Annotated in this window: 13 protein-coding genes; 12 read left to right on the top strand and 1 reads right to left on the bottom strand. The window is 29.9% G+C overall.

The window, feature by feature from the left end:
- The 12 genes from I6E31_11870 to I6E31_11815 all read left to right on the top strand — a co-directional run.
- Positions 1-507 (top strand): IS200/IS605 family accessory protein TnpB-related protein (locus tag I6E31_11870; protein MCF2640658.1); only part of this gene is annotated, 507 nt, incomplete at its 5' end.
- Positions 508-650: 143 nt separating this feature from the next.
- On the top strand, positions 651-1,337 hold the full coding sequence (locus I6E31_11865) for a glucosaminidase domain-containing protein (GenBank protein ID MCF2640657.1): 687 nt from the start codon (positions 651-653) through the stop codon (positions 1,335-1,337).
- Positions 1,338-1,488: 151 nt separating this feature from the next.
- On the top strand, positions 1,489-1,659 hold the full coding sequence (locus I6E31_11860) for a 4Fe-4S binding protein (protein MCF2640656.1): 171 nt from the start codon (positions 1,489-1,491) through the stop codon (positions 1,657-1,659).
- A 653-nt stretch (positions 1,660-2,312) separates the two neighbouring features.
- Positions 2,313-3,332 carry a heat-inducible transcription repressor HrcA gene (gene hrcA / locus I6E31_11855; GenBank protein MCF2640655.1) on the top strand — a complete coding sequence of 340 codons (1,020 nt, stop codon included), beginning with the start codon at positions 2,313-2,315 and terminating at the stop codon, positions 3,330-3,332.
- Positions 3,322-3,906, top strand: coding sequence for a nucleotide exchange factor GrpE (gene grpE / locus I6E31_11850; GenBank protein MCF2640654.1), 585 nt, complete (start codon positions 3,322-3,324; stop codon positions 3,904-3,906). The genes hrcA and grpE overlap by 11 nt, the downstream gene beginning before the upstream one ends.
- A gap of 61 nt (positions 3,907-3,967) precedes the next feature.
- Positions 3,968-5,785: a molecular chaperone DnaK gene (gene dnaK, locus I6E31_11845; protein MCF2640653.1), complete on the top strand. Its 1,818-nt coding sequence runs from the start codon at positions 3,968-3,970 to the stop codon at positions 5,783-5,785.
- A gap of 95 nt (positions 5,786-5,880) precedes the next feature.
- Entirely contained in the window at positions 5,881-6,363 is a 483-nt protein-coding gene (locus I6E31_11840; protein MCF2640652.1) for a methylated-DNA--[protein]-cysteine S-methyltransferase, read from the top strand.
- Positions 6,353-7,225 carry an aldose 1-epimerase family protein gene (locus I6E31_11835; protein ID MCF2640651.1) on the top strand — a complete coding sequence of 291 codons (873 nt, stop codon included), beginning with the start codon at positions 6,353-6,355 and terminating at the stop codon, positions 7,223-7,225. The genes I6E31_11840 and I6E31_11835 overlap by 11 nt, the downstream gene beginning before the upstream one ends.
- An 80-nt stretch (positions 7,226-7,305) precedes the next feature.
- Positions 7,306-8,475 (top strand): molecular chaperone DnaJ, encoded by a 1,170-nt coding sequence (gene dnaJ, locus I6E31_11830; protein ID MCF2640650.1) that lies wholly within the window; start codon positions 7,306-7,308, stop codon positions 8,473-8,475.
- Between the two features lie 73 nt (positions 8,476-8,548).
- Positions 8,549-8,815, top strand: a complete 267-nt coding sequence (yajC, locus tag I6E31_11825; protein MCF2640649.1) for a preprotein translocase subunit YajC — start codon at positions 8,549-8,551, stop codon at positions 8,813-8,815.
- Between the two features lie 66 nt (positions 8,816-8,881).
- Entirely contained in the window at positions 8,882-9,895 is a 1,014-nt protein-coding gene (locus tag I6E31_11820) for an N-acetylmuramoyl-L-alanine amidase (protein MCF2640648.1), read from the top strand.
- Between the two features lie 15 nt (positions 9,896-9,910).
- Positions 9,911-10,435, top strand: a complete 525-nt coding sequence (locus I6E31_11815; protein ID MCF2640647.1) for a GerMN domain-containing protein — start codon at positions 9,911-9,913, stop codon at positions 10,433-10,435.
- Positions 10,436-10,480: 45 nt separating this feature from the next.
- Here I6E31_11815 and I6E31_11810 read toward each other — a convergent pair whose 3' ends face one another.
- Positions 10,481-11,353: a hypothetical protein gene (locus tag I6E31_11810; GenBank protein MCF2640646.1), complete on the bottom strand. Its 873-nt coding sequence runs from the start codon at positions 11,351-11,353 to the stop codon at positions 10,481-10,483.
- Between the last annotated feature and the right edge of the window lie 24 nt (positions 11,354-11,377).

Raw genomic sequence — 11,377 nt, 5'->3', positions numbered from 1 at the left:
AGACAAAAATATCTATATAGTTCTCGCAATAATAAAGTAAATGACTATATGTCTAAAACAGCAAGAAGGATAATAAACTACTGTTTAGAAAATAATATAGGTGCTTTAGTATGTGGATACAATGAAACTTTCCAAAGAAACAGCAATATTGGAAAAGCGAATAATCAGACTTTTGTTAATATTCCATTTGGAAAGTTAAGAGAAAAACTTGAATATTTGTGCAAGCTATATGGCTTGATTTTTGTGGAGCAAGAAGAAAGCTATACATCAAAATCAAGTTTTTTTGATATGGATATTTTGCCAAAATTTGAAGCTGATAAACCTCAAACTTACTCTTTTTCAGGAAAGAGAATAAAGCGAGGATTATATCAAACATCAAAAGGCTATATACTTAATGCAGATGTAAATGGAGCATTAAATATTCTAAAAAAAAGTAATGTAGTGGACTTAGAAGTCCTATACAGTAGAGGTGTAGTGGACACACCTACAAGAATAAAGATAGCTTAGCTATCAAACTTCTTTAGAATTACTCTAATGAGTAATTACGAAGCTCCCACCTCTATAGGTGGGAGTAGTTCACAAAGTATATTGTTATTAAAATTAAATTTTATTTATGGAGGGAAAAATTGAGAAAGTTTAAAGTGTTTATAATGCTTATTTTCTTAGGAATGAATATTTTTGCTGTAAACAACATCAATGAAGAGCAATTAAAAAATAAGCAGTTCTATCTAAATAAGAAAATAGATTTTAGTGTAGTTCAAGGAAAAGAGAGAAAAAAAGTATTTATCCAAACTCTTGTACCTATTATAGAAAAAGTAGAGGATGAGATAAAAGGAGAAAAGGAATTTATAAAAAAAATTCTAGATAGAGGAACAATAACTTTAGAAGAGAAAAAAACAGCAGAAAATCTTTTTGTAAAGTATAAGGTTAAGAGTAAGGATTATAATGAGTTGTTAAATAAGATGGTAGTTCCACCAGTTTCATTAGTAATAGCTCAAGCTTCTTTAGAAAGTGGTTGGGGAACATCTTCAGTAGCTAAAAAAGGAAATAATCTTTTTGGGATGAAATCTTTTTCTAAAGATCCTAAAAATAGTGTAAAGGTAGGAAAAAAGACTTACTATAAAAAATATGAAACTATAGATGATTCTGTAAAGGATTATATTTTAACTCTTGCAAGACATGGAGCATATAAGCAATTAAGAACAGCAATAGTAAACGGAGAAAATTCTTTAAAACTTGTTAAACATCTAAATAGTTATTCAGAGATAAAAGAGGAGTATGGAAGAAAATTATCAACAATAATAAGAGTTAATAACCTTTTAGAACATGATGCTTAGATTGAAAAAAAGTATAAAAATTTGATTTTCAAAAGATTAGTGTTTGAAAATACAACATTTTTTTTAAATTATACTTGACAGATTAAGAAAAATAAGATATAGTTTAAGTAGTTAAGAAAATACTTTATAGAAATTTATAGGAGGGATTTTAATGCACGTAATAGATAAAGATACTTGTATCGGATGTGGAGCTTGTGAAGGAACTTGTCCAGTAGGAGCTATATCAGCAACTGATGATGGAAAATACGCTATCGGAGATGCTTGTGTAGATTGTGGTGCTTGTGCTGGTGGATGTCCAGTTTCTGCTATCGCAGCTGAATAATTAAATTAATAAAAAATTAAAGAGCCTTTAGGGGCTCTTTTTTTTGTGTTTAATTAATTAGAAATTCAGTTTAAAAAAATAGAAAATGTAACTACTCACCTATTACCCATAAAATATATAAGAATCAAAATTTTATCCCAATATCAACTAAAGCCGTAATTCACTAGAGAATATTAGAATCCCTTAGCGAAATGCAGTTAAGAAAATGCAACGTGTTTGAGGCGAAGCCGAGTTTTGCATTTTCAACGGAATGAGCAATAGGGATTCTTTATTCGCTAGTATGGAGGCTAGTTGATATTAAAAATATAAGTTTTGAAAATTGCTCTTTAAAAGATAATCTAGTATCATAGAAATTAAACTTTAGGCTAGATAATTTTTGTAGAATTTGAATACCTGAGTAGATACTAGAAAATAAAAAAGACAAGGTTGTTTATGTGGTAGACCTTGTCTTTTTATTTTGCTGATATTCATATTACGAAAAAACTCTTTTCTTAATTTAATTATAGCATGAATTTTTTTTAAATAAGAAGATTATCTGCTTTTTTATTAACAAAAATAAAAAAAATATTGACAAAGATGAAAATATGGTGTATCTTCTTAATTAAGAATTAGCACTCCACTTAAATGAGTGCTAACAAAAAAGGTGATGAGAGATGGCTATTACAGATAGAGAAAAATTAGTACTGAATGCTATAGTAAATTATTATTTAACTTTTGGTGATACTATAGGTTCAAGAACTTTGGTAAAAAAATATGGGATTAATCTTTCATCAGCTACAATTAGAAATGTAATGGCTGATTTGGAAGATATGGGGCTTATAGCAAAGACACATACCTCTTCTGGAAGGATTCCCACAGATAAAGGATATAAATATTATCTTGATGAGTTACTAAAAGTAGAAAAGTTAACTAAAGAGGAAAAAGAGAATATTGAGCTTGAATATGAGTTTAGGATTAATGAGTTAGATATGTTATTACAAAAAACCTCTTCTTTATTATCTAAAGTAACTTCATATGCTGGAATTGTAATGGAACCAAGTGTACTTGTAGAGAGAATAAAAAAGGTAGAATTGGTTCATGTAGATGACTTTATGGTTGTAGCTGTAATTGTTATGGAAAACAGATCAGTAAAAACTAAAAAGATAATCTTAGATCAAGCAGTTTCAACAGAAGAGTTAGAACTTATCTCAAAAGAGATAAATATGAAGATAAGAGATAATCAAGTAACTTTAGAAAATATTGAGACTTTTATTAAAGGTAGAAAATTAATAAAAGATGAGGGAAGAATTTTTGATGATGATGGTAAGTTATTTATAAATAATGTACCAAGTATATTTAAAGATAAAAATGTAAATGATATATCAGAAGCTTTAGAGCTTTTCCACCACAGGAAAGATATTAAATTACTATTTGAACAAGTGGTTAAAAGTAGAGAGAATTCCTTAGAAAAGGTTAATGTAATCTTTGGAGATGAGCTTGGAATAAAAGGACTTGAAGATTATAGCTTTGTATATTCAATATATAAAGCAGGGACTTCAAAAGGAATTTTAGGGGTTATAGGACCTAAGAGAATGGCTTATTCAAAAACTATGGGATTCATTAAGTATATAACACAAGAGGTAAATAAAGTAATTAATCAAATAGAGAGAAAGGACGAATCAGATGACAGATAAAGATTTAAAAGAGGAAAAAGAAATATTAGAAGAAAATATAGATAGAGAAGAAAATTGTACATGCAACTGTGAAAATAAAGAATCAGAAGAAAAATGTTGTTGCGAAGCAGATAAAAACTATGAAGAGGAAATTGGAAAGCTTCAAGCAGAAGTTGAAGATTGGAAACAATCTTATTTAAGAAAACAAGCTGATTTCCAAAACTTCACTAAGAGAAAAGAAAAAGAGTTAGAAGAATTAAGAAAATTTGCATCAGAAAAGATAATAACTAAATTATTAGATGGTGTAGATAACTTAGAAAGAGCTATAACAGCATCATCAGAAACTAAAGATTTTGATGGATTAGTAAAAGGCGTTGATATGATACTAACTCAACTAAAAGGTATTATGGAATCTGAAGGAGTTGAAGCTATAAAAGCTGAAGGTAAATATGATCCAATGTTCCATCATGCTGTAATGGTTGAAGACAATCCAGAATATCAAGATGATGAGATAGTTTTAGAACTTCAAAAAGGATATACAATGAAGGGAAAAGTAATTAGACCTTCAATGGTAAAAGTTTGTAAAAGAGGATAATAAATTAATTTAGTAAAAACTGAAAATTTTAATATATAGAGTTTTTTAGGAGGTAATTAGAATGAGTAAAATAATCGGTATTGACTTAGGAACAACAAACTCATGTGTGGCAATAATGGAAGGGGGAAGCGTAACAATAATCCCTAACTCTGAAGGAGCTAGAACAACTCCATCAGTAGTAAATATCAAAGAAAATGGAGAAATCATAGTTGGAGAGATTGCAAAAAGACAAGCAATTACAAACCCACTATCAACAGTAAGTTCAATCAAAACTCATATGGGAACTGACTATAAAGTAGAAATTTTTGGAAAAAAATATACTCCACAAGAAATTTCTGCTATGACATTAAAAAAATTAAAGAAAGATGCTGAAGCTTACTTAGGAGAAGAAGTTAAAGAAGCAGTAATCACTGTACCAGCTTACTTTACAGACTCTCAAAGACAAGCAACTAAAGACGCTGGAATCATTGCTGGACTAGATGTAAAAAGAATTATTAACGAACCTACAGCAGCAGCTCTAGCATATGGACTAGAAAAGAAAAAAGAAGAAAAAGTTCTAGTGTTCGACCTTGGAGGAGGAACATTTGACGTATCAGTTCTTGAAATAGCTGATGGAGTAATCGAAGTTATATCTACAGCAGGAAACAACCACCTAGGAGGAGACGACTTCGATAATGAAGTTATCAACTGGTTAACATCTGAATTTAAAAAAGAAACTGGAATTGACCTATCAAATGATAAAATGGCATACCAAAGACTTAAAGATGCAGCAGAAAAAGCTAAAAAAGAACTATCTTCAATGATGGAAACTTCAATCTCTTTACCATTCATTACAATGGATGCTACAGGACCTAAACACTTAGAAATGAAATTAACAAGAGCTAAATTCAATGATTTAACAAGACACCTTGTTGAAGCAACTCAAGGACCTACAAAAACAGCTCTTAATGATGCTGACTTAAATCCATCAGAAATAGATGAAGTATTATTAGTTGGAGGATCTACAAGAATCCCAGCAGTTCAAGAATGGGTAGAATCATTCTTCGGTAAAAAACCTAATAAAGGAATCAACCCAGATGAAGTTGTTGCAGCAGGAGCAGCTATTCAAGGTGGAGTATTAATGGGAGACGTAAAAGACGTTCTATTACTAGACGTAACTCCATTATCTTTAGGAATTGAAACTCTAGGTGGAGTATTTACAAAAATGATTGAGAAAAATACTACTATTCCAGTTAAAAAATCTCAAATTTACTCTACAGCAGTAGATAACCAACCAGCAGTTACAATCAACGTACTACAAGGAGAAAGAGCTAAAGCAGCTGACAACCACAAACTAGGAGAATTTAACCTAGAAGGAATCCCAGCAGCTCCAAGAGGTGTACCTCAAATCGAAGTAACATTTGATATTGATGCTAACGGAATTGTACACGTATCAGCTAAAGACTTAGGAACAGGAAAAGAAAATACAGTAACTATTTCTGGATCAACTAACCTATCTAAAGAAGATATTGAAAGAATGACAAAAGAAGCTGAAGCAAATGAAGCTGAAGATAGAAAATTCAAAGAATTAGTAGAAACAAGAAATAAAGCAGATATGCTAATCTCTTCTACTGAAAAATCTCTAAAAGATTATGGAGATAAAGCTTCTGAACAAGAGAAAAAAGATATTGAAGCAGCAGTTGAAGAACTTAAAAAAGTAAAAGATGGAGAAGATAAAGAAGCTATAGAAAAAGCTATGGAAAAATTATCTCAAGTTGCTCATAAATTTGCTGAAGAGATCTATAAAGAAGCTCAAGCTAAAGCACAAGCTCAACAAGGAGCACAAGGTGCAGAGAAAAAAGCAGATGATGATGTAGCTGAAGCAGAAGTTGTTGACTAATCAGAAATAATTAAATAACTTCCTATAAAAGGAAAATACCATAGAGGGAATAGGGTAATGTTACTCTATTCCCTCTAATTATTATAGGAGAAATAATGAAGGGAAAAGGGTATTTAGAAGTAAAAGATTTTGGAATTCTTGAAATTGTTGAAGAGGAAGATGGAATAAGTTCTATTAACTTTGTGGAAAAAATAGATGAAGCTATTGAATCTGATGAAGTAAAGAGATGTATTCAGCAATTAAAAGAGTACTTTTTGGGAAAAAGAAGAGAATTTAATATAAAACTAGATATAAGGACAGGAACAGAATTTCAAAAAAAGGCATGGAAAGCATTAGTAGAAATACCTTATGGTGAAACTAGAAGTTACCAAGAACAGGCGATAGCTATTGGAAATCCTAAAGCGGTAAGAGCTGTGGGAGGGGCTAATAATAAAAATCCAATATCTATTATAATACCTTGTCATAGAGTAATAGGAAAAAATAAAAAACTTGTAGGTTATGGTGGAGGTCTTTTAAAAAAAGAGTTTCTGCTAAATTTAGAAAAAACAGATATTAAGGAGAGGAAAGATGGAATTTAAATTAAAAAACAATACAATAGAAGTAAGAGTAGAAAGTAAGGGAGCAGAACTAACAGGAATAAAAGATTTAGTAACCGGACAAGAGTATGTTTGGCAAAAAGATCCTAAATTTTGGGCAAAAAGTTCACCAGTATTATTTCCTTTTGTAGGAGCAATAAAAGAAGATAGATATTTTTACAATGGAAAAGAGTATAATATAAAAACAAAACATGGATTTGCTAGAGATAATGAGTTTAAATTATCAAGTCAAGGAGAAAATTTCTTAGATTTTGTTTTTGAATCAAGTGAAGAAACAAGAAAGATTTATCCTTTTGATTTTAAATTCTTTATGAAATATATAATAGAAGAAAAAACAGTAAAAATTGAGTACAGAGTTGAAAATTTAACTGATGGAGATATGTATTTCTCTTTAGGAGCACACCCTGCATTTAATGCACCAACAGATGAAAATGTAAAAGTTACAGATTACTATATAGAGTTTGAAAAAGAGGAAGATGGAGAAATTTTTGGACTTAATGGAGCATTAATCTCTTCTAAAGATAAAATCAAATTCTTTGAAGGAAATAGAATTAATTTAGAAAGAGATAGATTTATAAATGATGCTGCAATTATAGAAAATCCAAATTCTAAAGTAGTTTGGCTAAGAAATAGTAAAAATAGTTCAGGAGTAAAATTTGAATATGATGGATTTAAATATATAGCATTTTGGAATGTACCAGGAGCAGATTATGTTTGCTTTGAACCATGGAATGGAATTTCAGATTATGACAATGCTTCTGGAGAATTAACTGAAAAAGTTGGAATAGAAAAATTGGAAAAAGGTGGACAATATACTAGAGAATTAAATATTACAATTTTTTAATTTAATAGATAAAAATAGTATTAATTAAATGAAATTTTATGATATAATGTTCTAGATATTAATTATGGAGGAAATATTAAATGGCAAAAAGAGATTATTATGAAGTATTGGGAGTAGCAAAAGATGCTTCAGACGCAGAGATAAAAAAAGCATATAGAAAAGCTGCCATGAAATATCATCCTGATAAATTCAGCAATGCAAGTGAAAAAGAGAAAAAAGAAGCAGAAGAAAAATTTAAAGAAGTAAATGAAGCATATCAGGTGATATCAGATAAAGAAAAAAGAGCACAATATGATAGATTCGGTCATGCAGCATTTGAACAAGGTGGACCAGGAGGCTTTGGTGGAGGCTTCGGAGGAGATGCTAGTGGCTTTGAAGATATCTTCAGTTCATTCTTTGGTGGAGGAGCTGGAGGCTTTGGAGGATTTAGTGGCTTTGGTGGTAGTGGAAGAAGAAGCTATGTTGAGCCAGGAGCAGATCTAAGATATCAAGTTGAGATCACTTTAGAAGAAGCAGCTAAAGGAATAGAAAAAACTATAAAATATAAGAGAAATGGAAAATGTGGTACTTGTAATGGAACTGGAGCAGAGCCAGGAAGTGCTATGAAAAAATGTCCTAAATGTAATGGTTCAGGTAGAATAAAAACTGTTCAAAGAACAATTCTTGGAAACTTCGAAAGCTATGCAGAGTGTGATGAGTGTCATGGTAAAGGTGAAATTCCAGAGAAGAAATGTAAAAAATGTTATGGAACAGGAATTGTAAAAGAAACTGTTGAACAAAAAATAAAAATACCAGCAGGTATAGATGATGGACAAAAATTAAGAATAAGTGGAATGGGAGAAGCTAGTGAAACTGGTGGACCAAATGGAGATTTATATGTTGTTATTAGGGTAAAACCTCACGAACTTTTTGAAAGAAGAGGAGACGATATTCTTTGTGAAATCCCTATTACATTTACAACAGCAGCTCTAGGTGGAGAGGTAGAGATCCCAACTTTAAATGGTAAGAAAAATATAAAAATACCAGCAGGAACTCAAACAGGAAAATTCTTTAAACTTAAAGGAGAGGGAATAAAATCTCTAAGAGGATCTATGACAGGAGATCAGTTGGTACAAGTAGTTGTGGAAACTCCTACTGATTTAAGTGAAGATCAAAAAGAACTACTTAGAAAGTTTGAAGAGAGCTTAAAAGATAAAAATTATAAGAAGCATAAAAGTATAAAAGATAAAATAAAAGCATTTTTTAAATAAGCTTTTATTAAGAATTGAAAAAACAGGTGTTATGTGATACAATGTTAGCAAGAATTTTTGTGAGGGGGTTAAAATGAACGAAATATTAGCTAAATATGGAACTTGGATAATGCTAGTTGTTTGGGGATTAATTATATACCTATTTATGATTCTTCCAAACAAGAAAAAAGCTAAAAAACAAAAAGAGATGTTAGACTCATTAAAAGAGGGAGTTAACATAGTAACTATTGGAGGAATAAAAGGAACAATAGTTGCAGTTAGAGAAGAAGAAGTAGATGTTAAAGTAGATAAAGGCATAAAAGTAACATTTGTTAAAAGTGCAATCTCAAGAGTTTTATAGCCTTATGAAATAAAACGACAATATTAATTGTCGTTTTTTCATTAATACAGAGTAGTGGAGAAAGATATGAGAAAGATTATAACGGTAGTAACATTTCTATTATTGACAATTTTTTCTTTTGCTGGAAATATTAGAAATGTAAAGATGAGTGGGGCAAATTTAACTGTTGATTTTTCAGGAAGTACAAAACCAAATTATACAATGAATTATGATGAATATAATAAACTGATTTTTCTTGAATTTCCTGGAAGCAAATTAGATACTAAAATAAATGAAAAAAGTTTTAAAAATAAATATGTGGAAAGTTTACAAGTAGTAAATTATGGTGGCTCTGTAGGTTTTTTTATTAAACTAAATAAAAATATTAGCTATAAAGGAGCTCTTAAAGGAAATGATTTTGTAGTTACTTTTAGTGACAGTTCAACTAGAAAGCAGTTTACTATTGCCATAGATGCTGGACATGGAGGAAAAGATCCAGGAGCAATTGGATTTAAAAAGTATTATGAAAAAACAGTTGTTTTAGCAGTAAGTAGATATTTAAGGGATGAGCTAAAAAAAGACTTTAATGTGATAATGACTAGAGATAGTGACAGATTTATTAAGTTGTCAGAACGTCCAAGAATAGCCAATAGAGCTAAGGCTAATATGTTTATTAGTATCCATGCTAACTCAGCAGTTTCAAGTAAACAAAATGGAGTAGAAGTATTTTATTTTTCAAAAAAATCTTCTCCATATGCTGAGAGAATAGCAGCTTTTGAAAACAGTTTCGGAGATAAATATGGAGATAAAAGTAACTCTATAGCTCAAATTATGGGAGAGTTAGCTTATAAAAAAAACCAAGAGAAATCTATTGGATTTGCAAGAAAAACTAATAATGCTTTAGCAGCAGCTATTGGTTTAAGAAATAGAGGAATTCATGGAGCTAACTTTGCAGTATTAAGAGGATTTAACGGACCAGGGGTATTGATAGAGGTAGGATTTATTAGTAACCAAGGGGATTTGAAAAAAATTACAAGTCCAACATATCAAAAGAGAATGGCTCAAGAGATAGCTAAACAAGTAAGAGATTATTTTTATTAATAATGAGGTGTAATATTGAAAAGAAAAACTTTAATCTTTTTTATAGTTTGCTGGGCATTTATTATAGGTTCAGGGATAATGTATTTTACATATGCAACAGAGAGTGAAGTTATAACTATAGAAAATAATCAAAAATCAGTAGAAAATAGAGAGAAAGAAAAAGTTACAATATATGTTCCAAATTCTAAATTGACAACTCTTGAAAAAAGAGAGGCAGAGATAGATTTAGCTCAAAGTACAAAGGATAGAGCAATTAAACTAACAGAGAAGATTATTGAAGTATTAAGAGGAGAAAAATATATAAAAAGTGAAGATATTACTTTATATAATGTATACTTTAATGATAAGACGATCTATTTAGATTTTAGCTCACAGATAAAAGAGTTAGATAATAATACTCAAAAAAGTTTAATGACTATTTACTCTATAGTTAATAGTTTAACTGAAACAGGTAAATTTAATAGAGTAAAAATAATGGTAAATGGAGAAGATGGAACAAAAAATTTAGGTAAATTTTATACAAGAAATAGTGGAATTTAGAAAAAAGGTTATTGCAAGTATTTAAAATGCAATAACCTTTTTTTGTTAAATACTTAAATAATTTTTAAAAAGTCTCTTTCTTACATATAAATAATACAATCCTAAAGCTCCTGATGTCAATATCCAAGATATAGGATAAGACATATATAAAGTGAATAGAGTATGGTTGTTTTCAAAGATAGTAAATACCCATAAAATACGGAATAAACAAGCTCCAAATAGAGTAATTACAGTTGGCATTATTGAAAGACCAAGTCCACGTAAAGCTCCAACAAAGGCATCCATCAAACCACATAGAGAGTAACTTATACCAACTACACCTAATCTAATTAAACCATAGGAGATAGCTTCTTTATTAGTAATCCAAATGCTTAAAAGAGGAGTTCCAAAGATATAAGCTCCAAATCCGAAAAATGCTCCACAAATAAATGATAAAATCAAAGAAAGAGTAAGAATCTTATCTATTCTAGCAAATTTTTTAGCACCGTAGTTTTGACTTGTAAAGTTTAAAGCTGTTTGATAAAGAGCATTTAAAGATGTATTAACAAATCCTTCAATAGCAACAGAGGCTGTATTTGCTGCAATAACTAGAGGACCAAAGGAATTTACTGAAGATTGAATTAAAACATTTGAAATATTAAAAAGTATTCCTTGTATTCCAGCAGGAAGCCCAATTTTTACAATTTCTAAAAGACGATTCTTATGTATTTTTACAAGTTTCCATTTTAATCTCAACATTCCAGGAGTATTATTTAAAATTCTCAATATTAAGAAAGCAGAGATAGTTTCAGCTGTAATAGTAGCAATAGCAACTCCAGCAACACTCAAATTAAAAACAATAACTAAAATTAGATTTAAAAGAACATTGATAACTCCGGGTGTATAATTTTTGGTGTTGGTACTTAAATGTATTAACACCTTTTTTACTTTTTTTCAAAAAAA

The organism is Fusobacterium varium, assembly GCA_021531615.1.
GTDB classification, from domain to species: domain Bacteria; phylum Fusobacteriota; class Fusobacteriia; order Fusobacteriales; family Fusobacteriaceae; genus Fusobacterium_A; species Fusobacterium_A varium_C.
This window is presented reverse-complemented; position numbering and strand designations above follow the sequence as displayed.